At 64.0% G+C, this 23,646-nt stretch carries 21 protein-coding genes and 1 pseudogene; 12 read left to right on the top strand and 10 right to left on the bottom strand.

Translation table 11 applies throughout. The annotated features are described in order from the left end of the window. Positions 1-20: 20 nt before the first annotated feature. The 6 genes from ACW5DW_RS01145 to ACW5DW_RS01120 all read right to left on the bottom strand — a co-directional run bounded on the left by ACW5DW_RS01145 (position 21) and on the right by ACW5DW_RS01120 (position 6,872). Positions 21-1,427, bottom strand: a complete 1,407-nt coding sequence (locus ACW5DW_RS01145) for a hypothetical protein (RefSeq protein ID WP_457016771.1) — start codon at positions 1,425-1,427, stop codon at positions 21-23. Beyond that, positions 1,424-2,176 (bottom strand): hypothetical protein, encoded by a 753-nt coding sequence (locus tag ACW5DW_RS01140; protein WP_457016770.1) that lies wholly within the window; start codon positions 2,174-2,176, stop codon positions 1,424-1,426. The genes ACW5DW_RS01145 and ACW5DW_RS01140 overlap by 4 nt, the downstream gene beginning before the upstream one ends. Positions 2,177-2,628: 452 nt before the next feature. Then, on the bottom strand, positions 2,629-4,047 hold the full coding sequence (locus ACW5DW_RS01135) for a hypothetical protein (protein ID WP_457016768.1): 1,419 nt from the start codon (positions 4,045-4,047) through the stop codon (positions 2,629-2,631). Then, the gene (locus ACW5DW_RS01130; protein ID WP_457016766.1) at positions 4,044-5,111 is read right to left on the bottom strand and encodes a hypothetical protein; all 1,068 of its coding nucleotides are present in this window, start codon (positions 5,109-5,111) and stop codon (positions 4,044-4,046) included. The genes ACW5DW_RS01135 and ACW5DW_RS01130 overlap by 4 nt, the downstream gene beginning before the upstream one ends. Before the next feature lie 183 nt (positions 5,112-5,294). Continuing rightward, positions 5,295-5,966 (bottom strand): SDR family oxidoreductase, encoded by a 672-nt coding sequence (locus tag ACW5DW_RS01125; RefSeq protein ID WP_457016764.1) that lies wholly within the window; start codon positions 5,964-5,966, stop codon positions 5,295-5,297. 96 nt (positions 5,967-6,062) lie between these two features. Continuing rightward, a complete protein-coding gene (locus ACW5DW_RS01120) occupies positions 6,063-6,872 on the bottom strand; it encodes a hypothetical protein (protein ID WP_457016762.1) in 810 nt (269 codons plus the stop codon). A gap of 316 nt (positions 6,873-7,188) precedes the next feature. On the opposite strand from ACW5DW_RS01120, the gene ACW5DW_RS01115 reads away from it, so the two are divergent. The 3 genes from ACW5DW_RS01115 to ACW5DW_RS01105 are packed head-to-tail and all read left to right on the top strand — an operon-like array spanning position 7,189 to position 9,136. Then, on the top strand, positions 7,189-8,049 hold the full coding sequence (locus ACW5DW_RS01115) for a DUF2167 domain-containing protein (protein ID WP_457016760.1): 861 nt from the start codon (positions 7,189-7,191) through the stop codon (positions 8,047-8,049). Continuing rightward, positions 8,046-8,768 (top strand): hypothetical protein, encoded by a 723-nt coding sequence (locus ACW5DW_RS01110; protein ID WP_457016758.1) that lies wholly within the window; start codon positions 8,046-8,048, stop codon positions 8,766-8,768. Before ACW5DW_RS01115 ends, ACW5DW_RS01110 begins: the two co-directional genes overlap by 4 nt. Then, the gene (locus ACW5DW_RS01105; protein WP_457016756.1) at positions 8,768-9,136 is read left to right on the top strand and encodes a J domain-containing protein; all 369 of its coding nucleotides are present in this window, start codon (positions 8,768-8,770) and stop codon (positions 9,134-9,136) included. Before ACW5DW_RS01110 ends, ACW5DW_RS01105 begins: the two co-directional genes overlap by 1 nt. Before the next feature lie 35 nt (positions 9,137-9,171). Here ACW5DW_RS01105 and ACW5DW_RS01100 read toward each other — a convergent pair whose 3' ends face one another. Further along, on the bottom strand, positions 9,172-9,390 hold the full coding sequence (locus ACW5DW_RS01100) for a DUF4287 domain-containing protein (protein WP_457016755.1): 219 nt from the start codon (positions 9,388-9,390) through the stop codon (positions 9,172-9,174). Between the two features lie 92 nt (positions 9,391-9,482). Between ACW5DW_RS01100 and ACW5DW_RS01095 the strand changes: the two genes are divergently transcribed. The 5 genes from ACW5DW_RS01095 to ACW5DW_RS01075 all read left to right on the top strand — a co-directional run bounded on the left by ACW5DW_RS01095 (position 9,483) and on the right by ACW5DW_RS01075 (position 14,117). Beyond that, complete coding sequence (locus tag ACW5DW_RS01095) at positions 9,483-10,352, top strand: class I SAM-dependent methyltransferase (protein ID WP_457016754.1); 870 nt, start codon at positions 9,483-9,485, stop codon at positions 10,350-10,352. Between the two features lie 73 nt (positions 10,353-10,425). Then, positions 10,426-11,562, top strand: coding sequence for an ATP-binding protein (locus tag ACW5DW_RS01090; RefSeq protein WP_457016752.1), 1,137 nt, complete (start codon positions 10,426-10,428; stop codon positions 11,560-11,562). Between the two features lie 31 nt (positions 11,563-11,593). Next, positions 11,594-11,827 carry a hypothetical protein gene (locus ACW5DW_RS01085; RefSeq protein WP_457016751.1) on the top strand — a complete coding sequence of 78 codons (234 nt, stop codon included), beginning with the start codon at positions 11,594-11,596 and terminating at the stop codon, positions 11,825-11,827. A 451-nt stretch (positions 11,828-12,278) separates the two neighbouring features. Further along, a complete protein-coding gene (locus ACW5DW_RS01080) occupies positions 12,279-13,109 on the top strand; it encodes a hypothetical protein (RefSeq protein WP_457016749.1) in 831 nt (276 codons plus the stop codon). 429 nt (positions 13,110-13,538) lie between these two features. After that, on the top strand, positions 13,539-14,117 hold the full coding sequence (locus tag ACW5DW_RS01075) for a hypothetical protein (protein ID WP_457016748.1): 579 nt from the start codon (positions 13,539-13,541) through the stop codon (positions 14,115-14,117). Positions 14,118-14,210: 93 nt separating this feature from the next. Here ACW5DW_RS01075 and ACW5DW_RS01070 read toward each other — a convergent pair whose 3' ends face one another. Both ACW5DW_RS01070 and ACW5DW_RS01065 read right to left on the bottom strand, forming a co-directional pair. After that, positions 14,211-15,638, bottom strand: coding sequence for a serine hydrolase domain-containing protein (locus tag ACW5DW_RS01070; RefSeq protein WP_457016746.1), 1,428 nt, complete (start codon positions 15,636-15,638; stop codon positions 14,211-14,213). A 110-nt stretch (positions 15,639-15,748) separates the two neighbouring features. Then, on the bottom strand, positions 15,749-16,168 hold the full coding sequence (locus ACW5DW_RS01065; protein WP_457016744.1) for a hypothetical protein: 420 nt from the start codon (positions 16,166-16,168) through the stop codon (positions 15,749-15,751). Between ACW5DW_RS01065 and ACW5DW_RS01060 the strand changes: the two genes are divergently transcribed. The 3 genes from ACW5DW_RS01060 (at position 16,167) to ACW5DW_RS01050 (ending at position 18,641) form a co-directional block, all read left to right on the top strand. Beyond that, the gene (locus ACW5DW_RS01060) at positions 16,167-16,442 is read left to right on the top strand and encodes a DUF3883 domain-containing protein (protein ID WP_457016743.1); all 276 of its coding nucleotides are present in this window, start codon (positions 16,167-16,169) and stop codon (positions 16,440-16,442) included. The genes ACW5DW_RS01065 and ACW5DW_RS01060 overlap by 2 nt on opposite strands. Positions 16,443-16,652: 210 nt before the next feature. Further along, complete coding sequence (locus ACW5DW_RS01055; RefSeq protein WP_457016741.1) at positions 16,653-18,014, top strand: Fic family protein; 1,362 nt, start codon at positions 16,653-16,655, stop codon at positions 18,012-18,014. 300 nt (positions 18,015-18,314) lie between these two features. Then, positions 18,315-18,641: a hypothetical protein gene (locus ACW5DW_RS01050; protein WP_457016740.1), complete on the top strand. Its 327-nt coding sequence runs from the start codon at positions 18,315-18,317 to the stop codon at positions 18,639-18,641. 38 nt (positions 18,642-18,679) lie between these two features. Here the strand turns inward: ACW5DW_RS01050 and ACW5DW_RS01045 are convergent. Continuing rightward, positions 18,680-19,043, bottom strand: a pseudogene (locus tag ACW5DW_RS01045) (transposase); the annotation flags it as partial. Positions 19,044-19,765: 722 nt separating this feature from the next. Here ACW5DW_RS01045 and ACW5DW_RS01040 point away from each other — a divergent pair. Next, a complete protein-coding gene (locus tag ACW5DW_RS01040) occupies positions 19,766-23,638 on the top strand; it encodes an RHS repeat-associated core domain-containing protein (protein ID WP_457016738.1) in 3,873 nt (1,290 codons plus the stop codon). Positions 23,639-23,646 lie beyond the last annotated feature (8 nt).

Here is a 23,646-nt window from a genome sequence, read left to right as displayed (position 1 = left end):
TCGTCGCCTGGACACGAAACCTACATCTGTAGGCCCGGCGCCTCCCGCTGTGCCGATGCCACGTGCGCCTCATTCGGTGCCGCAAGCCTCGCGAGGTGGTCCTGTGACTGCACAGCAAGCTCCGGCGCGCGAAAGGAGAACCCCAAGGCAATTCTGTCCGCCGTCGCGCCATCTCCGGCCAGTACCGCGGCGTAGTAGCGGTTGAGGCCGGGGTCATCGAAAGGACCGGACGGCTGCGGCGCGCTGCCCTGCCGCCCCGCCGGGCGCTCAACCGGCGCCGGCGCTTCAGGCCGCGCAGCAGGCTGCGGCCGATCGCCACCAACCTCCACGTTGTGGAACAGCCCGCCCTGCGTTGACGTCAACACGTACTGCCACCGCGTCTGGCGCGGATTGCTCTGCGCAGCGTCGATGAATGCGCTGTAGTCATTGGGGTGGATGGTCTGGCAACCGGCGGAATCGGTGTTGTTGCGGGAGCCGCTGTGGATCTTGAAGGTGTTGTTCAATCCCTGGACACCTTCCAGATCGGCCACGGTAAACAGACCATCACCGTTGGTGTCCCGCTGCACCCTGCCGCCGATGCGCTCCGGTCGAAGCTGTTCGGGCGAAGGCCGGAATGCAGTATCCGTCCGTGCAGCCGCGGGATTGTCGTGCCTGGCGATCTGCATCTCGATGGTGCCCTCGGCCAGGCGCCCAAGGTCACGCATCGTGTCTCCATTCACATCATCGCCCTGGATCCGACGCCAAGCCACGTCTTCGTATCCAGCGGCGGGCGCGATCTGGCGCCGCTCGAAGTCGCGGTCGCCAAAAGGTCGGGTGCCGTCGCTTCCAGCCTGATGCGAGTACTGGGCGGTCGGCTCGGTGCTGGCGCGTCCCGTGAGGAAGATCCTGCCTTCGCCATTTGCGGTTCGCGTCAGAACCACGACCTGGTCGTCGTAAAGTCCTGTGCCCGTCCGACCCTGTCCGGGGGAGGCGAGGGTGGATGTCTCGCGGCGTAGCGCCAGCAATACGCTGTGCCCGTCACGACGCAGGTCGTCGCGCGCGACATCGTTGCCGCGCACCTCCACGATGCCGGCGTAGATGGCGTGTTTCTGGGCTTCGGTCAGGCCCACCAGTTCATTGGGTGAATCCGCGATGTGGCTGTAGTCGGGAATCCGTGGAGGTCCGAGCGCCTGTGCCAGGCGATCGACAGACTGTGCATGTCTTGCATGATGACCGCGGTCCCGTCCCATCCCCGGAAGCTCGGCACGCACTCCGGCGGCCACGTAGCGATCCAATGCTTCCTGGACGACAGTACGCTGCCCCTCCCTGGCCTGCTCAAGCGACTCGACCGCCTGAGCAAGGCGACCCTGCCGTACTTCCGCAATCACGCGCTCAGCGCTGGTACGGATGTCGATTGCAGTTGGCGTCGTGGGATGGGGATTGGTCACGGCACAGACTCAACTGGAAGGTCTGCCTCGCCGTCCTCGATCAGATAGGGGTCGATGCCGCCCTCGAATTGCTTCCTGCAACTGTCGTCGCCCGCACCATCGACTCCACAGGCCCAGAGGGCGAGTGGGATCTTGTCGCGCAGTTCAAAACGCTCGCCGGTCCAGACCAGGAAGCCGAAGTGCGCCTGCTGCAGAAACCCGCGAGGATCGGAGTCCGGTATACGTGGCCGCTCGTAGTCACCCTCTTCGGGCGGATCAATGACCCAACGCATGACCGGAGTGGTCGCAAGCCGGCGGACATCCAACCCGATATCCGTGTCCACCGCACCGCCCTCCTCCGGCGGGCGCAGATAGACGCCGTACCGTTGGCGCTCGATTGGCGTCAAATTCGGCGCTGGCGGGGCCAGCTCACTGGTCACATCTTCCGGCAGGCTACGGCCACGCACCCGGTACAACTTCAGTTGCCGAATTGTCCTGCCCTCCCCCGACAGGCATTCCACGTCTCGCGGGGCCGCTCTATCGGGGATGCAGTCCGGGCCATAGACCACGTAGATCGTTGTCTCCGGATCAAGACCTTCAAATGACCGGACCCAGAACTGGCTGAAGTGGTGTATTGCTGCCACGAAATCTGGCCGACTGCCATACCCCCTGACCGCTCGATAGCGCTGGTCGCTCGCTGCCGCCTCTTCGCGTTGTTCTGCGTCGAGGAAGGGATGGCCTTCGGGGATGTTGCGAAGGAGCCAGGCCATATGCTCTGGCAGAGGGCCAGAGCACGCGGGCGATTGCATCGGAGGGTCGCCAACGGTCCAGTCGCCACACTTCGCGCCCAACGCCTCCTCTATCGCGAAGCGACCGGGATCTTCTGCTGGTGCTGAATTGCTCGGCGGGGTCGAAGCAGACGTCGCCTCCACTTGCTGAGGCGGCGTCTTATACACGAGGGCTTCCCGCGGCATTTCCTGGCAGGCAGCTGCCAGTGAGGCAGCCGTGAGCAGGGCAGCGAGGCCAGCCCGGCCGCGCTGGGGAACGTAAGTCAGTGTGCGAGCCATCGCGAGGGCATCCTTTTCCTAGCGTTGGGCGATGAAAACCCGCGCTGCGCTTCAAGTCAAGGAGAGTCCGCGAGCGTCAGCGTGACCATGCGCGCTATGAGGTTGGCCGCAGCTTCGTCCGGGCGATTTCGGGCTAGTCGTCGCTTGGCCACGACCTACATCTGTAGGCCCGGCGCCTCCCGCTGTGCCGATGCCGCGTGCGCCTCATTCGGTGCCGCAAGCCTCGCGGGGTGGTCCTGTGACTGCACAGCAAGCTCCGGCGCGCGAAAGGAGAACCCCAAGGCAATTCTGTCCGCCGTCGCGCCATCTCCGGCCAGTACCGCGGCGTAGTAGCGGTTGAGGCCGGGGTCATCGAAAGGACCGGATGGCTGCGTGGCGCTGCCCTGATAGTCCGCATGTCGCTCAACAGGCGCAGGCGTCTGCGGTCGCGCAGCGGGCCGCTGCGCATCGCCTCCGACTTCCACGTTGTGGAACAGGCCGCCCTCCGTGGAAGTCAGCACGTACTGCCAACGTGTCTGCCGTGGGTTGCTCTGTGCCGCGTCAATGAAAGCCCGATAGTCATCTGGATGGATGGTCTGGCAACCAGCGGAATCAGTGTTGTGGCGAGAGCCGCTGTGGATCTTGAAGGTGGAATTCAGGTCTTGGGTGCCGTGCGGGTCAGCTGCGGTGAAGTACCCGTCTGCGTTGGTGTCACGTTGCACCATTCCGGTGCCCTGACCGGAGTCAATGAACTCCTCTGAGGGCCGGAAGGCGCTGCTCGTCCCCGCTGCCCGCGGATTCCGGTGTTCGGCAGTCATCATTTCCACCGTCCCCTCGGCGAGCCGCCCCAGGTCGCGCATGGTGTTGCCGTCGACGTCTTCACCTTCAATCCGGCGCGGCCGCGTCACCGCCTCGTAGCCCAAACTCGGGGCCAGCACCCGCGTCTCCTCACCACCGGCCGGCCCTGAAAATGCGCGTCTGCCGTTGCTGCCGGCGTGGTGGGAGTACTGCGCGGTCGGGTCGGTGGTGGCTCGGCCGGCGACAAAAACGCTGCGTTGGCCGTCGGCTGCTCTCGTGAGCACGACGATGCGATCGTCGTACAGACCGGTACCAGCCCGACCTCGTCCGTCGCCGGACGCCCAAGTCGGGTTCTCGCGCCGCAGCCCGAGCAGGACGCTATGGTTATCAATTCCCAAGGCGTCTCTGGCAACCTGGCTGCCCCGCACTTCCGCCATGCTGGCGTAAACGTCGTAGGTTTGTGCGCGGGTCAGTCCAACGAACTCATCCGGCTCACCGTCTGCCCTGCCATGCGCGGGTATACGCGGCGCTGCAGTTGCGGATTGCAGCCGCTGAATAACCGAAAGATTTTCTGCGGTTACCGTCCCGAGTAAACCCAGCCGCGTGATCTCGGTGCCCGCTCCAACTGCGACATATCGGTCAATGGCCTCCTGCACCACGGGCCGCTCGTTCGTCCGTGCGACTTCAAGAAGCCGAATCGCTTCGGCATGCTCTCCCTGACGAACCTGCGCCATCACCAGGTCCGCACTGGCCCGGATGTCGATGTCTGTAGGGGTCACGGGATGGGGGTTGGTCATAGTCTCGGCTGCCCGATTTCCTTCCCCCCAACAGGTACAAGGTAGCGATCAACAATGCCGTCGCTGCCCGCGCCGCAAACGTGGCGCGCGGATTGGACGGACCGACACGGCCAGAGATCGGGCGATACCGTTTCGCGCAGTTCGAACTGTTCCCCGGTCCACACGAGAAATCCGAAGTGGGCAGCATGCTCACGCCAGTCGTAGTCCAGGAACGCCCGCGGGTCGGACGTCGGCATGGCGGGCGCTTCGTGCTCCCCCTCCTGCACCGGCCGAAGTACCCAGCGCATGACAGGAACACGGGCCAGCCGGGTCACGTCCAGCCCGATATCCGTGTCAACCGCGGTGCCTTCCTCCTCGGGCCGAAGGTAGATGCCGTAGCGGCCGCGCTCTGCCTGCGTCAGGCCGGGCGGTTCAGGCGCCAATTCGTTCGTGACGTCCTCGGGTTCTCCTCCACTCCGAACGCGATAGATCTTCAGCTCACGCATCACGTACGGCGCACCTGGCAAGCAGCCGTCGCCCACAAACCTCTGTTTGAGGTACGGATCATCGTTACAACTGGGGCCATAGACGGCGTAGACCGTCACTTCGGGATCCGGCCCTTCCAACGAGCGGATCCAGAACGTGCCGTAATGGTCGATGATTGCAAGAATATCGGGCCGATCGCCGTACCCTTCAATCGCACGGAAACGCTGCTTCTTCTGTGCCGCCTCCTCCCGCTGCTCCGCACTGAGGTACGGGTGACCGTCCGGAATCGCGCGAATGAAGGAAGCGACGTGTTCTGGCAGCATCCCGTAACAGGCGGCATCCTGCAGGGGCGGCTCACTGATCCACTTGTCGTCGCATTCCGCGCCTAGCGCCTCCTCGATCGCGAAGTAAGCGGAAGCGTCTGCTGGCGCCGGATCACGCGCCGCCTGCGGAGGCGTATCGCCGGACGAGGGCGGTGCCTGATTGGCAGGGGGCGCCGACGGCAGTTCACCGCAGGCACCCGTCAGCGCAGCAAGTGCGAGCGCGGCGGCGAGGACAATCCGGCCGGAACGGGGGATGAGCGTCAGAGCGCTGGTCATCGCGAGGGCATCCTTTTCCTAGCGTTCGACGATGAAAACCCGTCAACAGGCCCAAGTCAAGAAGCCGTGCCGCGGCAGATCGCAGCCGTTGCGTGGAAGAACCGCGATGACAGCCGCTCACCCGCGGCCCTTCGACGCGATTCGTGTCCGGGGCGCGGCTTCCAGCCTCGACCCTTGTCCCAACTACCAGGGCAGCAGCGTCCCATCGGCATGCCAGAAACTGCCCGTGTCCGCGAGCGTCAGTGTGTCCATGCGCGCGAGGAGGTTGGCGGCGGCTTCGTCCGGGCCGATGTCGCCCTCCCCGCCCAGCATGTCGGTGGCCACGCGGCCCGGGTGCAGCAGGACTACGGAGATGCCGCGCGGCGCGAGGTCCATCGCCAGCGACTTGCCGATGGCGTTCACCGCCGCCTTGGATGCGCGATAGCCGTAGTACGCGCCCGAGCCGTTGTCGGCCACCGAGCCCATGCGGCTGGTGATGATGCCGATCTTCGCGCCCTGCGCCAGATGGTCTTGCAGTGCCGCGGCCACACGCAATGGGCCGAGCGTGTTCACTTCGAACTGGCGCTGCATGCGTGCGAACGCATCCTCGTCCAGCGCGTCGAGCTTCTCGTTGGTGAAGATGCCGGCATTGAGCACGAGCCCATCGATGCGGCGTTCCCCCAGCCTGCCCGGCAATGCAGCCACCGCGCGTGCGTCAGACACATCCACGCCGTCGATGACCTGTGCATTGATCGCGGCCAGCGCCGCGCTGGTCTGGCGGCATACGGCAACGACATCGTCGCCACGCGCGGTGAGCTGCTGCGCCAGGGACAGGCCAATGCCGCGATTGGCGCCCGTGATCAGATAGGTGGACATGGTGGCAACCGGAAGTGGGGGTGGGCCATTCTAGAACCCGCCCCGCGACGCGCGCGTGCTTGCTCCCGACCGCATGGCGCAAGCCGCCGCCCGCGATCAGAGCCTCGCCGCCTGCACGTGCATCCAGTCGCGGCCGATGGCGCGGCCAAGCGAGATCCAGCCGTGCGCCTCCCAGATGTCGAAGAACTTGCGGTACTCGCGTCCGCAGAACAGCGCCTGCGGACAACGCGTGGTCAATCCGTTCGGCCCCGCATGAAAGTCCCACGCGCAGCCGTAGGCATGCATCGACCACGCCGTGCCTCCGCGCATGCGGCGATGGTTGTAGGTGCCCGCGTGCCGGTCCAGACCCAGCCGCCGCAGCTCCTCCGCACCGTACTTGCGCAGGATCTCCTTCATCGCCGCCCGGGCACTGTCGGCGCAACGTGCGTGCAGCTGCACACGCGTGACCTGCCTGGGCAGGTTCCAGTCCAGGCGCATGGTGAAAGGCAGATCGACCATCACCAGCTGCCGCTCGACCGCCGGTCCCGGCTTGCCGTAGTAGCCGTTGCACCCCAACTGCTTCGGGAAGTCGCTGTCGGTGGCCGTCCCGGTGGGCGTCGCGTCCAGCACCAGGTCGTGGCCATAGGTCTGGCGGTGGTTCCACTCCAGCAAGGCGCCGGCCGTCTGATTGCCGGCGTAGCCGTCGATGACACCGGGCGCGTGCCCCGCGTGGCTGAGCACCAGTTGGCCGGCGCCGATCATCCTGCGCCTGGCCGACCACGCCGACGGGTTGGAGACGCAGTCGGCTGCGTGCGTGGTCAGGATCGCCTCGATGGCGGCCAGGCTTTTGAGACCGATATCGCCGTCGATGGCACCGGTGTAATAGCCAGCGGCGGCCAGGAGGCGCTGCAGATCGGACGGCGTCATGATCGCGACTCCGGTGAATCCCTGTGCCCGAATCAACGCGGCGCCGCGACCGGGGCGGACATCCGCTCAGGACTTGTAGCAAACGACCCTGTCCTTGGCGAAGCCAAACCGTCCATCGACTGCCGCCAACCCGGGCTGTGCCTGGGAGCCGGTGAGTGATTTCGATTTCCCCGCGCCCAGCACTTGCCCGGCCCGCGAGACCCATTATGATCGAGCCGCGCCCGGTAGGATTCCGGCCCGGGCTGCTACGGCCGCAGGGGGATGCACGCGGCCCATCGGGGAGTCGGGGTCGCCACTTGAATCCAAGGACACCGGAATGACGCGCCTCATGCTTGCGGTCTGCATGGTCGTTGCTGCCTGCCTGTTGCCGATGGCGTCGGCCGTCGCACAGGAAGGGGACGATCCCGTTGCACAGCTGCCCTGGCAGCACGGGCCCACCCTCGGGAAGATCGGCGATCGCGCGACGATCAAGGTGCCCGAGGGCTATGCCTTCCTCGACGCGGCCGCGACGCGGCGCTTCAACGAGATCCTCGAGAACCCGCCGACCCAAGTCGATGAGTACGTGCTGGCGCCGGACGATTTTGATTGGATCGCGTTCTTCAGCTTCAGCGACATCGGCTACGTCAACGACGACGAGACCCTGGACCCGGATGACGTCCTGTCGAGCATCCGCACGGGACTCGAACACGGCAACGAGGAGCGTCGCAGTCGCGGCTGGGACACGCTGAAGCTCGTGGGCTGGTCGGCCAAGCCGCAGTACGACCAGCAGATCCGGGCGCTTGCATGGGCGATCCTGCTCGAGAGCGAATCGTCAGGTTCGAAGGTGGTCAACTACAACACGCGGCTGCTGGGTCGCCGCGGCGTGATGGAGGTGACCGTCGCTGCGGATCCGGAAGACCTGCAGCCCGCGATCGCGGACTTCAAGGCGCTGGTGCCGGGCTACACCTATGTCGCAGGCGAAGGCTACGGCGAGTTCCGGCCGGGCGATCATGTGGCCGAGATCGGCCTCGCCGCCCTCATCACCGGTGGCGCGGCGGCGGTTGCCTCGAAGAAGGGCTGGCTGGCGGCGATCGGCATCGCCCTGGCCAAGTTCTGGAAGCTGCTGATCGTGGGCGTGCTCGGCGTTGGCGTCGCGATCCGCAAGCTGTTTGGCGGCAAGGACAGCTCGCGCAAGTGAACCTGCTGGAGGCCGAGGTCCTGCTGGCCGTCGCGCTGGTCGCGCTGTACCTGCAGGACTCGGCGCTGCTGCTGCACTTCGACGAGGTGCTGGTGGAAGGCGACGACCGTGGCTGGCGCGTGTCGACGGGCACCGGGCTCGAACTGCGCGGGCGTTTTCTTTCGATTCCGAATCCGCTGCTGCCGATGCGCACGCGGTTGCGGGCAAGCTGGCTGCATACGGGCGTGCTCGCGGCGGAAACTCCTGCCGAACTCGCACGCTACGCACGCATGCTGTGGCCGGTCCGGCTCGGGTGCACGCTGACCGGCGTGGTGCTGCTGGGCGTCATCCCCTGGCTGTTGCTGGGCCCGCGCGATCCGCTGCAGCTGCTGGCCGCATTGGCAGCGACCTGGCTGCTGATCATCGGCATGCTGGCCTATCTCGCGCTACGCCGCGTGACAGTGCAGATCTCGCGACGCCAGCTCGGCGGGCTTGCGATGGAAGCGCTGCTGTGCCCGCCGCACGCGATCAATCTCTATCGCCAGCTGTGCTCGATGCGCGGCTTCCGTGGCGATCCGGTTGCCTTTGCGGCATCACAGCTGCCTGATCGCGAGCGCCAGCGCCTGCAGGCCTCGATCGATGCACGACTGGACCTGTTCGCCCTGGCCGACGAAACCGCTGGCGACCGCGGCGCCGCGCTGGCCAGCGCCCGCGCGCGCGTCGCCGGGCTGCTGCGGTGATGCTCGAGATCCTCGTCGCCGCAAGCGGGCTGGCGCTCGGCTACTGGCTGGTCAGCGCGTTCCTGTCAACGCCGAAGCCCTCGTCCGACGCGGAACCGGGCGACATCCCTGAGTCGGAGGCGCCGTATGTCGTCGACATTGGCGCCCGGCACTGGACGGAGGTGCTCGGGCTGGCCATGGACGCCGACGAGGCGCAGATCACTGCCGCGCACCGGCGTCGCATCGCCGAATACCATCCCGATCGCGTGGCAATGATGGCCGAAGAGATCCGCATGCTGGTCAGCGAGCGAACCGCGGAGATCAATGCCGCCTGCGACCAGGCGATGCGGCACCTGCATCAGCGCACACGGTCGGGCGAGCGCGAATGACATGCGGAAGTTTGGATTGCGGCTGTACAGCAGTTTCATGCCCCGCCACTCCGGCCACGGTGCCAGGCGACCAGCGCATTGGCATGGCCGTGGCCCAGGCCATGCGCGTTCCTGAGCAGGGCGACCTGCTCCATGTGCTTGAGGCCCACAGCCTGGTCGAGCAACCCAAGCCAGTGCGCGACCGGCTGCCCGTAGGCCTTCTCGATGGCGGGGAAGTACGAAGCGGGACCGGTGACTTTCGCGGCTGCGCCCATGGGCGGCTCCATTGCGGGTGATGGCATCGGGACGACGGTCGGCGCGCGCGGAATTCGACATGCGCGTCCCGCGTGGCTCGGCAGCGGTTACGATGACACGCCCCGTCGATGCCCCGCCCGTGCCGCACGCCACCGGACCCCTGCTGACCCGAGACGTTGCCGACGCGCTGTGCGCAGCGCGCGATGCAGGCGCAGGCGCATGGACCGGTTCGCTGGACCTGGGGCGCAGCACCACGCAGGCCGCCCTCGCGCCGACGCACTGGCGCTGGCAGGACCGCGACTTCCCCTATCCGGAACGGCTCAAGGACCGCAGCATCCACTACTGGGATGGCGAGGCCTTCGTCGCCGCGTCGCGCTACGGACGGGCGCTGTACAAGCTGGTGCCCACCGGCTGGGGCGCGCCGACGTTCGAGATCGACGGCATCAAGATGCTGCCGACCGCGAAGGTGTCGCCGTTCGAGGACGCACGAGCCAAGGTCGCGCTGATCGAACCGTGCGGGCGCCGCGTGCTGGATACCTGCGGCGGGCTCGGTTATTTCGCGGCCTGCTGCCTGGAGGCCGGCGCGGCGGAGATCGTCTCGTTCGAGAAGAGCGAGGACGTGCTGTGGCTGCGCACGCTCAACCCCTGGTCGCCGGATCCGGGTGCGCCTGCGCACGCTGGACGGCTGCGTTTGCAGCATGGCGACGTGGCGCAGGAGATCGAGCGCCTGCCCGACGCCAGCTTCGACGCGATCCTGCACGATCCGCCCCGCTTCGGCATTGCGGGCGAGCTGTATTCGCAGGCCTTCTACGACCAGCTCACGCGCGTGTTGCGCAAGGGCGGCAAGCTGTTCCACTACACCGGCAGCCCGAACAAGCTCACCAGCGGGCGCGACGTCCCGCGCGAGGTCTCCAGGCGGCTGGAAAAGGCCGGCTTCCACACCCGGCTGGCGCTCGACGGGGTGCTGGCGCAGCGGCGGTGAGTCACGCAAACTTTTGGCGTTGGATTACTGTTGTCCGGAATGGGCCCGTGCCACGGGGACCAGGGAGCGAATGATGCGGCTGGCCGATTACATAGAACGCAACTCGGAAGCCATCGTCGATGAGGCCGAGGCCTTTGCCGGCTCCCAGCTCACGGGCCGGGTCACGCTCGACAGCGCAACCTTGCGCGACCATATCCCGCAGATCCTCGAGATCATCGTGGCCGACCTGCGGAGCAGCCAGACCGCGCAGGAAGAGCGCGAGAAGGCCGAAGGCCTCAGCGACACGTCGGAGTCTTCGCCCAAGTCACCCGCCCAGTGGCATGGGCAGCTGCGGGCGAGGTCGGGCTTCAGCATCGAGCACCTGATGGCCGAATACCGCGTGCTGCGCGCGGCCGTGCTGCGCCTGTGGAGTTCACGCGAGGGAGTGAGTGCGGAAGCGTTCGAGGACATGCAGCGATTCAACCAGGCGATCGACCAGGCCATCGCCGAATCGGTGGCCCACTACGCCGCGGAGGTGGAAACCTGGCGCAACATCTTCCTCGGTGTCCTTGGCCATGACCTGCGCGGGCCGGTGACGACCATCCTGCTGGCCTCCGGCCTGCTGACGAAGGCGACCGAGAACCCGTCCACGACCCGCCTCGCCTCGCTGCTGGCCATGAGTGGCGAGCGGCTGGCCCGGCTGCTGGACGATCTGTTGGATTTCAGCCACACCACGCTCGGCTCCGGCGTCCGCATCAGCCGCGCGGACACCGATGTTGCCGCAGAGCTTCGCGACGAGATCGAGATGCTGCGTCTGGCATGGCCCGAGGCCAGCATCGACTTCCAGGCGCCCGACAGCGCGCGCGCCTGCGTCGACGCATCGCGCGTCCGCGAATCCCTCGCCAACCTCGTGAACAACGCAATCAAGCACGGCACGGCGCCCGGCAGCGTTTCGGTTGTGCTGGCGCAGGAAGGAGACAACACGCTGCTGACCGTGGAAAACCACGGCGCTGCGATTCCGCCCGCCCTGCTGGCCACGATGTTCGATCCACTGCGGCGGGGCGCCTCGGCAGACATCCCCGGCGACCATTCCGGCCTGGGGCTGGGCCTGTTTGTCGTCAGCGAGGTGGTCAAGGCGCACGGCGGCGAAGTCACCGTGCGTTCCATCAGCGACAGCACCAGCTTCACCATGCGGTTGCCGTCGGCACCGCCGGCAGAGGTCGCAACCTAGCCAGGCCTGTTTCGGCAACTGGCATGGACGCATGCACCAACTGCGTGGCCAAGCCCGGCTGCGTGAGTCCAGAAGCCGGCGCCGCATCGTCCGTACTGCTCCCCACGCACGCCGTCGACTGCGGCGCGGCAGCTGCCTGTCCATCGCCCTGATTCAGCACCGTCGCGTTGCGCCCTTTCGCCTTGGCTTCGTAAAGGGCCTTGTCCGCCTGCTGCAGCGCTTCGGCTGGGCGATGCACACCATCGACGGCGCGTTTGGCGCCTGATGCTGTCGGCGAAGACTGTGGGCTGGCGGCAACGTCTCCCCAGTTTTGAGTAGCAGGCAATCTAGCGGCCAATTTCCCCAGAGCAAGGAAATTGGCCCTGGCACCTTTTCGACCCAGACACCCTTGCCGCATGGTCAGACGCTGGCCCATGGAGCCCGTATCCCAATGGCTGGATCGGCTGCGATCATTGCCACCGGCAGTGCTCAACCAGATGGTCGCGCCGGCTTGAGAACGTGGGGATACCTTAGAACCTGACCCCGTTCTCGGCGTGATGCGAACGGGGCAGGTAGCCGCCCCCGTCAGGCACGTTCGCACGGTCGCCGGCCGCGCGTACCGGGAGCGGGAGCGCCGGCCGTCTGCGGCTCCGGATCGGGCGTATAGTCGCCCTGCAATTCCGATCCGTAGATCTTGCCGGCCGGCGCCGCGGCTCCTCATTGATCACGAGACTCCCATGCCGCACGCATTGCGTTGCAGGAAATCGGTGCTGCTGCTGGCCGTGCTGGGCGGGTTGCCGGCCACCGCCGCGGCGGTCGAGCCGCTGGACACCTTCAATATCACCATCGGCGGCTATGTCTCGCGCTTCGACACAGAAGTGCGCGCCGACGGCGACCTGCTGGACGGCACGAGCATCGACCTGGGCCGCGATCTGGGCATGGACAAGGACAACACGATCGCCTTCGCCGGCCTGTCGTGGCGTCCTTTCGACCGCCACGAAATCGGCCTGTCGTACTACACCACCGACGCCGAGGCCAGTCACCGGCTCGATCGCGACATCGTGTTCGACGACACGGTGTACCAGGCCTCGGCCACGATCCGCGGAAACTACGAAGTGGACCGCCTCGAGGCGTATTACACCTGGTGGGGCATGTCGAGCGAGAACTGGGCACTGGGACCTCGCCTGGGCCTGACCTGGTACCGGATGGAGCTGGGCGTGGCACTGGAACTGGGCGCGGACGGGCAGCCGGTCGGCAGCAACTCGTTCGAGGAAACCGTGCGCGCAGACCTGCCGGCACCGACGCTGGGCGCCAGTTGGCGCTGGACGCCGGCCGAGGACTGGCGCATCTCCGCCGATGCCGGCTGGTTCTCCACCGAGATCAACGGCATCGACGGCGACGTGACCTATGCGCGGCTGGGTGCCGAATGGCACCCCTGGGAGCGCGTGGGCGTGATGCTGGACTACACCCTGAGCAACATCGATGCGCATGCCGACCGGGACTCCTTCAGCGGCCGCCTGGACTTCCGCAACAGCGGCATCCGCATGGGCGTGATGTACCGGTATTGAGTGGCCGCGCGCGCGCCTCGAGCGCGCCTCGGTCACAGCGGAAACGGTCGAGGCCCTCCCTGCGGCCTGTTAGCATGGCGCGCGGTTCGCGGGCCCCCATTCCCGGCGACGGAACGGCGAAGCGCGGGGGGTTCACCCCCGTGCACATGGACAGGGCTGGCCAGGGGATCGGCCGGGGCCTGCTCAAGGACGCGGTGCTACGGCACTGCAGGCCTGCGAGCAGGTCGGCGCCCGGGCGCTGCTCTGCCATGCGATCGATGACCCGGCAAAAGCGTTCTACCTCAAGCACGGATTCATCGCGTCACCCATCCATGACATGACGGTGATGCTCCGCTCAGGTAACGACCGCGCGCGCCGTCATCTTCCCGTTCTTCGCCAGCGTGTCGATCGCCGCGTGGGTGGAAATTGTCCCTGACATCCTTGCCGCAGATGAACCAAAAATCCCTGGCGCTGTGGCGGATGGGCCACATCGAGGAAGCTGTCGACGAACTGCGCCGCGCGAGCCGGTTGGGTGAGAACGGTCAGGCCAACGTCAGCCAGGCACTCAACCTCGGCAGCCTGGAATGCGACCGTGGCCGCGCCGAAGCGGCACTCGCCGCGGCGGCTCTGGCCGGAGAGCACGGCATGAGCGGATACGGCCGGGCGGTGCGTGCCGGCATCCGCCACTGCGCCGCGCTCCAGCTCGGCGACCATGCCGCAGCCGCGGCCGCATTGGAGGAGTTGTCCGCGCTTGTCGAGGACGCCCCGATCCGCTACCTGGAAAGCCTGCTCTGGGCCGGACAGCAGGACAATGCGTCGACGCTGATCCGCGACCTGCTCGCATCGGACGAGAAGCGCTCGCAGGCGCTGGAGTGGGCCCAGGACTGCCGACTGCCGGAACCGTTGCCGGTCCAGGTCCGCGAGCGCGCGTCGAAGCAGGCCTTCCTCGCCCGCGCCGATATCCTCGAGGCCATCAATGCAGTGGGCCGCATCGAGAGTTACGATCTCTACTGCCACATCAATGGATGAGGTTGCCGCACTGTTGCCCTGAGGAAATGCACCTGACCCTGCTTTCCGTGCAGAACACGAGGGCTCGCCTGCCCCCAATGGCCCATTCTCTGGCTACTGTGCAGGCGTCGCCGGCAGTGGCCTGCGCAGCAGGTAGTAATCGACAAGGCGATTGGCGGCAGGCGGATCCATGTTCGCCAATCCCACTACCACGAAGCCTTGCGCCGGATAGATGCGGAGGTCGCCGTTCATGCCCGGCGCGCCACCGCCGTGACCGAACATGCGCACGCCGTCCTGTTCTCGCGACATGAATCCGTACCCGTACCACGGGGTCTGGTTGCGCGTGGCTTCGGCCAGCAGTGCCGGCGACAGCAACTTGCCCGCAAGCAGGGCGCGCGCGAACTTCAGCAGATCGCCGGCCGTGCTGTAGCCGCCGCCAGCGGCCGTGCCACGATACGGCAAGGTGTCGGCCGCATCGGTCCAGGCGCCGTCCTTGCGCATGTAGGCGGTCGCGCGGCCCGGCACGGCCACGTCCTCGGGCAATGACCCGCTGCCCTGCATGCCGGCGGGCGCGAACACGTGCGTGTCGATGTAGTCGTAGTACGACTGTCCGCTGGCCTGCTCGATGATCGCGCCGAGCAACAGGAAGCCATAGTTCGAATAGCGCTGCTCCGCACCGGGCGGATGCGTCGGTGCGCGCGCACCGAACAGGCGCACGTAGTCGTCGTGCGTCCTGAGCGACAGGCGTTGCGCGTCGAACTCGGGCCCGAAGAAATCCCCGGTCCCGCCCGAGTGCGTCAGCAACTGCCGGATCGTCACCTTCGCGATCTCCGCGTTCGGATAATCGGGCAGGTACTCGCCCACCGTGCCATCCAGCGACAACTTGCCGACCTGCACCAGTTGCAGCGTGGCGACGGCGGTGAACATCTTGTTCATCGAGCCGATGCGGAACTTCGTGTCCAGCGTGATCGATGCGTTCGCGGGGGCGCCGGCCCGGCTCCAGGCACGGTGCAGCAGGACGTCATCGCCATTGGCGATCAGCAGTGCACCGGAGAACGCGTTCTTCGCCGCCTGTGCATCGGCCTTCGCCACGAGAGCATCGATGGCAGCGGACGCCGTCATGCGTGCCACGCGCAGGTCCTCGGGCGGATCGATCGTGCGGATCTCGAGTCGTGCCGGCTCGCCCGGCGTCACCGCCATCTCCATGTGCGCGACCGTGTCGGATTCCATCTCCTGCAGCAACGCGCGGGCCTTGCCCGGTTCCGACGGCTCGTGGCGCACCAGCCGGAACCCACCCGTCTCGGCGTGGAACTCCAGCATCCGGTCCACGTCCATCTCCGGATTCCAACGGTCGCGATAGGCGTCCAGCGGCCCGCGTTCGCCGGTGTTGAACGCCGCCAGCCAGGCATCCAGCGCCAGCCGTGCGGGATCAACGGCCGATTCGGATGGCGGCGCGGCATTGGCCGTCGGCGCAGGGGGCGATTGCGCCAGCAGAGTCAGCGGCAGGCAACAGGCGATGAGCAGGGCGAAGGCACGGGGCATGGCGGCAGCTCTGGAGGAGTCAGTGGAAGCGGATGCGGCTGAGGCGTCGTCGGTTGCAGTCGACGTCACCGGTACCCGGACCCGGCGAAGTCGCAGTGCATCCAGCGCGGTCACCACCGTATCCGGCGGGAACCGGCAATGGCCTTCGCGCGCACGGTGGCGGACGCGCAGGCCGCGAGCAACGCAACGGTGGCGAGTGCCAGCAGCGTCGAGCGGGGGCAACAGATCATCGCGTTCTCTTTCGATTCCCGCCGTCCCTTTGTCGCCGTCAAGACCGGGCCGGATCTTCGAGCGTGTGCGCAATCGCATCCCCCGCAAAGCTGGGCAACGGCCATCAGACGCTGCGCACTGACGCCCTGCCACGCCTGCGCGGAGAGTCCTGCCATTGTCGTGCTGACCAGGTCTGTCAGGCGATCGGCATGCCCGGGATGGCGGCGCGCGACAAACTGTCGGATGGCATCCTCCGCCGCCATGTAATGCGAGCCTGCGGCGCAGCGGGCATCGGCACAGCCAAGGCCCTCCAGCACCATGCAGCCCCTCATCGGGATCCGCGGCGTAACGTCGCGCGGCGTCCAGCAGGACCGCGAGCGCCTGATCGAGGTCAAGACGACAGCCTTCGGTGAACTGACGCCGTTCTTCGTCTCGCGCGGTGAACTGGCGCGCTCGACCACCGATGCGGAGCGCTACCAGCTCTATCGCGTGTTCGATTTCCGCGAGCGTCCTCGCGTATTCAACCTGCCGGGTGCCATTCCAACTTGGTGTCGGCTGGATCCTACGAACTACCTCGCGCACTTGAATGCCTGATAAGTCAGTCCGGCCTCTCCTGATCCGGGACCAGATGCCGGCGAACACAACGAAATCCTGAGGTCCCGGCAGCTTGCCTCCTTGATGGCCGATCGCGCCTCGACGACAGGATCACGCCAGTTCACCGCCTGAATCGCGCCAAACTTTTGCATATCGCGCCATAATTCGGTTAAATCGCGCCACATATGGCGCGATTCCCGGGAGTCAGCAATGGCGCGAAATCCTTCCGTCAACAGGACCAGACTGCTCGAAGCAATTGCCGCCAGGTCGGACGGCATGGGCATGGAGGCATTGCAGGCCGCATTTCCCCTGGTGCCGCGCCGGAATCTTCAGCGGCACGTCGCTGCACTGGTGGACCAAGGGCAACTGCGAGCCGAAGGAAACGCGCGGGCGCGCAAGTACTACGCCAGTTCGACGGATCGGCCGCTACGGGAAGCAGAGGCTCACGATCACGGCATCCCCCTCAGCAGTGGGGCCGTGCAGGTTCGCGACCATGTTCGTCAGCCTTTGACACGGCGCACCCCCGTTGGCTACCGCCCGGAACTCCTGGCGCGCTACCAGCCCAACGAAACGGCTTACCTGTCGCCAGCCTTGCGTGCACACCTGCACAAGCTCGGCCGCCCTGCCGTGGAAGGTCGGCCTGCAGGCACCTATGCCCGTCAGGTACTCGACCGTTTGCTGATCGATCTGTCCTGGGCCTCCAGCCGCCTGGAGGGTAATACCTACAGCCGGCTCGACACCCAGAACCTGATCCAGTTCGGTGTGGCCGCCGCAGGCAAGGATCAGCTGGAGGCGCAGATGATCCTCAACCACAAGGCCGCCATCGAAATGCTGGTGGACCAAGCCGCGGAGATCGGCTTCAACCGCTATACGCTGCAGAACCTGCATGCCTTGCTGGCGGACAACCTGCTGCCCGATCCGGGCGCCGGTGGTCGCCTGCGGCAAATCGAAGTGGCGATCTCGGGATCTGTCTACCTGCCGCTGGCAATCCCACAGGTGATCTCCGAACACTTCGACACACTGCTTGCCAAGGCCAGCGCGATCGACGATCCGTTCGAGCAGGCATTCTTCGCGATGGTGCAGCTCCCGTATCTGCAACCATTCGATGACGTCAACAAGCGCACATCGCGCCTGGCTGCGAACATCCCGCTGATCCGCCACAACCTGGCGCCGCTGTCCTTCGTCGATGTGCCGGAAGCGCTCTATGTGGAGGGCACGCTAGGCGTCTACGAGCTCAATCGCGTGGACCTGCTGCGCGACGTTTTTGCATGGGCGTACGAACGCTCGTGCCAGCGCTATACGATCCTCCGCGATTCCCTGCCGACGCCGGACCCGCTGAGGCTGAAGCATCGAGATCTGTTGCAGTTGCTGGTGGCGGACATCATCGATGCCGACATTGCACGCAGCGACATCGCAGGAATCCGCGAGCGTGTGGAAACATTGGCCGACCCGGACGATATCGATGACGTCGTCGCGCTGGTCGTCAACGAATTGAACCAGTTGCATGAAGGCAACATCGCGCGCTATCGGGTCAGGCCATCCCGATTCCGCGAATGGCTGGCCTCACAATGAGACTCGCAGTAGCAGAAGGGGCCAATGGCCGCGCCTTCTGCTTTTCCCTCATTCGCCTTCGGCGCCCTCTCCAACGGGCGGGAGAAGGGACAGCGGACGTGTCGCTCCGCTTCCGCCCGCCAGGCGGTAGTCGCCAGTCAAGTAGTCCATTCGGCCCCGCTTGCAGACGATGTCCTTAGCACCTTTTCCGCGCCTTTTCCACGGGAAGTAAACCTGGCCCCGTTACGCTCCAAAGGCACGCCTTACGCCGGCGGTGGCCTCAGTGCGGGCCTCCGCGACCTCGGCCGGCTCGGGCTATTGATGCTCAACGAGGGCGTCATCAACGGCAAGCGGCTGTTCCCCGCAGAAACCGTGCGTCAGATCCGCGCAGGCGGCGACCCGGCCAAGTTCGGAACCAACTATCCCGCGCTGACAGGCGGCAGTTACACCAGCCAGTGGTGGGTGTACCCGGGCGATCACGAAGTCATCGCAGCCAGGGGTGTTCACGGGCAAACGATCTATGTGGATTTCACGGCACAGATGGTGATCGTGCGCTTCGCATCCTTCCCCAAGGCACAGAACCCCCTGATCGATCCCACTTCGATTCCAGCGTTCCAGGCGATAGCCGAGCATCTTGTGTCAAAGTGACTCAGGGCAGTTGGCCAGACTTTGGCCTGGTATCGCTAGCAGGTCTCACTGAGCGCGAAGGTCTGGCAGGGATGCCGGCTGCTCGTGCGTCCGCCTTCCACTGCTGTTCTGGCCATCTCCCGGCGTTGAGATGGCCCCACCCATTTTTTGACAGCGCTTCCTTCAACAGGTCAGCGCTGAGCTGGGTGTCGGCGTACATCTTCTTCAGCCGCCGGCCCTCCTCCTCCAGCTCCTTCATCCGGGCCACCATGGACACCTCCATGCCGCCGAACTTGCTGCGCCACTTGTAGAACGTCGCCGAGCTGATGCCTGTTCCCGGCGCAGCTCCGGCACGGGCGTACCGGCCTCGGCCTGCTTGAGTACGGCGATGATCTGGCTGTCGGTGAAGCGGGACTTCTTCATGGAACCTCCTCGGGAAAGGGTAGGAGAAAATTCCACTTCTGGGGCCAGCTAACCTGTGGGGGGGGATTACCCCCCTTGACACGTGCCTACTTGGGCAGTAAGTAACGATTGGGGAAAGTCACGGACGACCGGGGGACAAAGATATGAACACGACTCGAGGCAGGCCCTCTGCGCTTCCTCGCGCCCGCCAGTTGATTGGCGATTGATCACTCTCCATGCAGAGCAATGCGCCGCGACATCTTGCCGTAGCGTTCTTTGGCATGCGCACAACTTCGAACATGGTCGACGCCGAGTCCCGAGCTTGTGACCTTGTTCGATGACAGCAGCATTCGGTTCACCGGAAAGACTGTCGCCTAGTTCTTTGATCGCCAAGGGTTCAAAAGCAGCTCTTGCCTGTTGCCCGATCTGTTTTACGAACTGTAGGACTGGTCCGTCGCCTGACCGCGACCCATCGCGCTGGGCCCTCAGTACAAGCCGTATATTCAACAACTACAGGGATTGTTCTCATGCAGATCACGATTGGTAGCGGTCTACCTAAGGCGGCGACCACCGCCCTTGCATCACTGGTGCTCCTCTCCCCCACCGCCAGCTGGGCTCAATCACCAACGGATCTAGGCCGAGTATCGGTTACTGGTCCACGTACTCTCGATCCAGTCGTGGTGAGGGGAGAGCGCCCTCCGACTAGCGAGGACGTCCATGGGAACTTCACATATCGCCCATCTATGGGTGTTCCCCAAAACGGGCCAACATATCCATCCAATTACGCACAGTATCCCACCGCCAACACAGATGCCTTAGGCTCCGGTGAGAACTGTAACGAGAGTACAGGTAACCCAGTCAGAGTTTCGACCGGAAACAAGATTGAAGCGGTCGAACTATTTGAAACACCCGAAGAGATGGGGCTTTATGGACGATTGGCTTGGAATGGAAAATCTCTCCAGCGCGGCATATTCGGCCAAAACCTTGTCAGCAGTTTCGATAAGAAACTATTCTTCGAGTTCACGAACGGAACAAGATGTGCGGCCGAACCAGGAAGCACTTGCCAGAGCGCCGGCAAGACCCTAAAACGGGTCATTGCATTTCGGCCTGACGGCGCCGCGTGGGTAGTATTCCCAGCCGCCGGAATAGGCGTTTTGGAAGGGAGCTTTAGCGGCGGATGGACGCTAAAAACTAATGAATCCGTAGAAAAATACTCCGTGAACGGGTTTGTTACGGAGGAGACAAATCCACAGGGTATCCGCTGGGTGTATGCGTACGACGGCACCGGCACGTATTTACAGCGTGTCACCCATAGCAACGGCCGAACAGTTCAATTTGCTTGGTCCACGGGTCGTCTCTCGACGATGACTGACCCCGCAGGCAATGTCTATCGAGCGGCGGAATCTTCGACCGGTCTTAATTTGACCTATCCGGAAACCCCCGCGACCGTGGTGACATACCACTTTTCGCCCAAGGGCGTTGGGGGTCGCGTCCTGGATGGCTTATCGTACAACGGCGTAAGATACTCGACGTTTACGTATAACGGAGTAGGTGACACCTTGAGCGGGGAACACGCGGGTGGAGTGGATAAGCACACATACGTGTATACCAAGATCGACACCGGCACTTCGCTAAGTATTTCTAAGGTTGTTGAGACCAATCCGTTAGGAAAGCTAACTACTTACACCGTCAACTCCGGCATGGTTACCAAGGTGGAGGGGCATGCCAGCACACATTGTGGCGCAACGTTGAGCTCGCAAAGCTTTGTTGACCCTGCCCGCCAGGCATTGCAGACCGTTGATAATGGTGGAATGCGCTCCAATATCAGCTTTAACAGTGCCCGTAAGGTGCTAAGCGTTACTGAAGGCATTGGGACTTCGATGCTTCGCGTAACGTCGAATACTTGGAGTGGCGCTCGTCTAATGAAGGAAACGCTGCCGAATCAGTGGGAGCGCTCGTATACGTACACAGCCAATGGACGAATCGAGTCAGCGTCCGTCAAGAACCTAAGCGCCAACGGCGCCGCAAACCAGACTAGAACTACGACCTACACTTACACGCTCCACTCAAATGGATTGGTTAAGACGATGGTTGTGGACGGTCCGATCGACCGACTCACATACACTTATACAGTGAAGGGTGAACTGCAGGGAGTAAGCAATCGACTGGGCCATACCGTTGCCTATCAAAGTTTTAACGGGCTTGGGCAGCCAGGTCGTGTGATCGGAGCCAACGGCGAAATTTCCGACTACTCTTACGACGCTCGTGGGCGGACTACGCGGGTGCGTACATACCCGAACGGAACTGCTGCTGCGGACACAACTTACGTCTACGCGACCTCCGGGCTGCTGGACTCCGTTACACGTCCAGATGGCATACAGACCAAGTATATCTACGACAATGCGCGCCGCCTCATGGGTGAGTATGAAGTCGATGTCTCAGGCCAATACATCTATCGACTGCTTTCTCGGGACCTTGCTTCCAACATCACGCAGGAGCGCGTTGGTGTGTCGTCGACACCCCCGACTCTCGGGACCACGAGTGGTGTGACGCGTAGATCGTACTTTGACTACGACGAGCTTGGTCGAATAAGAGCTGTCAGAGGCAACAATGGCCAGAACCTCAGGTACTCCTATACGCCGAACGGAAAGGTTAAAACAATCACCGACGCGTTGAACAAGGTCACAGAGCATACCTACGACATCTATGATCGGCCGATTGAGATCAAGGACCCTATGGGTGGCGTTACGAGGTATGCGTATGACTCAGCTGATCATTTGGTGAGTGTGACTGATCCACGGGGCAGAACTACTAGCTTTATCAAGGACGGCCTGGGACAAGCGTGGAGCCAGGTCAGCCCTGACACAGGAACGACCTCAAACGTCTACGTCGCCAGCGGACTGCTGACCGAAACCACTCGAAACGACGGCAGTAGGGTCTCCTACACGTACGATGGTACCGGCCGAAGGAAGACGGCAGTTGCAGGCGCACAGACTTTGACGTGGGTGTATGACACCTGCACAAATGGCAAGGGAAAGCTCTGCCAAGTCTTGGATCCGTCAGGAAGTGTCAGCTACACCTACGGACCATCTGGTCAGCTTGCCAGTCAGGCAAGCGCCCTGCCGGCAGGAGGTTCTGCTGCGTATGCCTATACGTACGATACCATCGGCCGACTCACAGGAATGGGCTATCCGGGCAGTGTCGGTGTGGGTTACGGCTACACCGCCGGCAAGCTGGCGGCGGTGACGGTCACCATCGATGGAGTCGCTCGCAATGTGGCAACGAACGTGAAGTATCACCCCCACGGGCCAACGAATGGCTGGGATTGGGGTAATGGTCTGGTGCACAGCGCAGCCTACGACCTGGACGGCCGCGCCACGGAACTGAACACCAAGAATGGAAGCGGCTTCCTGCATCGCTTGACCTACGAGTACACGCTCAGAGACGAGATCGGCAAGATCACCAATCACACGAACACAGCGCTCACCCAGGCTTACTCTTTCGATGCGCTGTCACGGCTGACAACAGTGACAGCGAGCGGAGCGAACCAAGGTTTCACCTGGGATCCTAATAACAACAGAACTACCCACACCTGGGCCGGTGCTACCGACACATACACAACGGCGTCAACCAACAATCGGCTCACTGCCATTACGGGCTCGCGTGCGGCAAGCTACACGTATGATCTGAACGGCAATACACGGACCGGCGAGGGCGCTACTTTCACCTACACCCCGTTCGGCCGACTGACGACGGCGACGAAGTCGGGCACGACCACGACATATTCAGTTAACGGACTCGGTCAGCGGGTCTACAAGAAAGTCGGTACAGGGGGAAACCACTTTTTCACGTATGGTCCAACCGGGCAGATGCTAGGCGAGCACCAAGGCGGATGGTCTCACTACATCTGGCTTGGTGGCACTCCGATAGCACGTGTCAGAGGCTCAACACTACTTATGATTCATGCTGACCACCTAGGAAGGCCGGAGGTCGTAACGAACAGCGCGAAAGCTGTTGTCTGGAGGGCAAGTAATTTTGCGTTCGATCGAACTGTGACCTTAGATAGCATCGGAGGTCTGAACCTGGGATTCCCAGGGCAGTTCTACGACGGCGAGACAGGGCTCTGGTACAACTATCACAGAACATACAACCCGCGGACGGGAAGGTATCTAGAGAGTGATCCGATCGGGATTGACGGCGGTCTAAATACGTATGCCTATGTCGGGGGGAATCCGATATCACGTATTGATCCGTTTGGATTGACGCAACAAGATATTGATTGCCTTTATTCACACGCCAAAGCGACAGAGACGGACCTTAAATTTCCAAATCGTGATCCGGTAGTCAAAGATCTTGGGGGCGCTTCCGGCATGTATAACGCCTTCACGAGAACGCTGTATCTCGACAGCCAGTATTTGGAGCCACTCACGCACGCACAGAGAGTTGACTTGTACGACACGATTGTCCATGAAGTCTTGCACCGTACGTGGGGCGTGACGTCCGGTCGCGGAGACAGGCACTCTGGGCGGCATTCCGAGGTCTGGAAAGAGGCCGAGCGACGCACTTCCAATCAAGCTTCTTCTATTAAGGACGGTCCCTGTGGATGCAACAAGTAAACGCATCA

This window comes from Luteimonas sp. A482 (genome assembly GCF_054072655.1).
Note: the sequence above shows the minus strand (reverse complement) of the source record. Positions and strands in the feature narration are given on the sequence as shown.

Excerpts from the sequence above, each read along its gene's own strand:
- ACW5DW_RS01140 (WP_457016770.1), bottom strand. The coding sequence starts at position 2,176 with ATGGCCTGGCTCCTTCGCAACATCCCCGAAGGCCATCCCTTCCTCGAC.
- ACW5DW_RS01135 (WP_457016768.1), bottom strand. The coding sequence starts at position 4,047 with ATGACCAACCCCCATCCCGTGACCCCTACAGACATCGACATCCGGGCC.
- ACW5DW_RS01130 (WP_457016766.1), bottom strand. The coding sequence starts at position 5,111 with ATGACCAGCGCTCTGACGCTCATCCCCCGTTCCGGCCGGATTGTCCTC.
- ACW5DW_RS01125 (WP_457016764.1), bottom strand. The coding sequence starts at position 5,966 with ATGTCCACCTATCTGATCACGGGCGCCAATCGCGGCATTGGCCTGTCC.
- ACW5DW_RS01120 (WP_457016762.1), bottom strand. The coding sequence starts at position 6,872 with ATGACGCCGTCCGATCTGCAGCGCCTCCTGGCCGCCGCTGGCTATTAC.
- ACW5DW_RS01115 (WP_457016760.1), top strand. The coding sequence starts at position 7,189 with ATGACGCGCCTCATGCTTGCGGTCTGCATGGTCGTTGCTGCCTGCCTG.
- ACW5DW_RS01105 (WP_457016756.1), top strand. The coding sequence starts at position 8,768 with ATGCTCGAGATCCTCGTCGCCGCAAGCGGGCTGGCGCTCGGCTACTGG.
- ACW5DW_RS01100 (WP_457016755.1), bottom strand. The coding sequence starts at position 9,390 with ATGGGCGCAGCCGCGAAAGTCACCGGTCCCGCTTCGTACTTCCCCGCC.
- ACW5DW_RS01095 (WP_457016754.1), top strand. The coding sequence starts at position 9,483 with ATGACACGCCCCGTCGATGCCCCGCCCGTGCCGCACGCCACCGGACCC.
- ACW5DW_RS01090 (WP_457016752.1), top strand. The coding sequence starts at position 10,426 with ATGCGGCTGGCCGATTACATAGAACGCAACTCGGAAGCCATCGTCGAT.
- ACW5DW_RS01085 (WP_457016751.1), top strand. The coding sequence starts at position 11,594 with ATGCACCAACTGCGTGGCCAAGCCCGGCTGCGTGAGTCCAGAAGCCGG.
- ACW5DW_RS01080 (WP_457016749.1), top strand. The coding sequence starts at position 12,279 with ATGCCGCACGCATTGCGTTGCAGGAAATCGGTGCTGCTGCTGGCCGTG.
- ACW5DW_RS01075 (WP_457016748.1), top strand. The coding sequence starts at position 13,539 with ATGAACCAAAAATCCCTGGCGCTGTGGCGGATGGGCCACATCGAGGAA.
- ACW5DW_RS01070 (WP_457016746.1), bottom strand. The coding sequence starts at position 15,638 with ATGCCCCGTGCCTTCGCCCTGCTCATCGCCTGTTGCCTGCCGCTGACT.
- ACW5DW_RS01060 (WP_457016743.1), top strand. The coding sequence starts at position 16,167 with ATGCAGCCCCTCATCGGGATCCGCGGCGTAACGTCGCGCGGCGTCCAG.
- ACW5DW_RS01065 (WP_457016744.1), bottom strand. The coding sequence starts at position 16,168 with ATGGTGCTGGAGGGCCTTGGCTGTGCCGATGCCCGCTGCGCCGCAGGC.
- ACW5DW_RS01055 (WP_457016741.1), top strand. The coding sequence starts at position 16,653 with ATGGCGCGAAATCCTTCCGTCAACAGGACCAGACTGCTCGAAGCAATT.
- ACW5DW_RS01050 (WP_457016740.1), top strand. The coding sequence starts at position 18,315 with ATGCTCAACGAGGGCGTCATCAACGGCAAGCGGCTGTTCCCCGCAGAA.
- ACW5DW_RS01040 (WP_457016738.1), top strand. The coding sequence starts at position 19,766 with ATGGGTGTTCCCCAAAACGGGCCAACATATCCATCCAATTACGCACAG.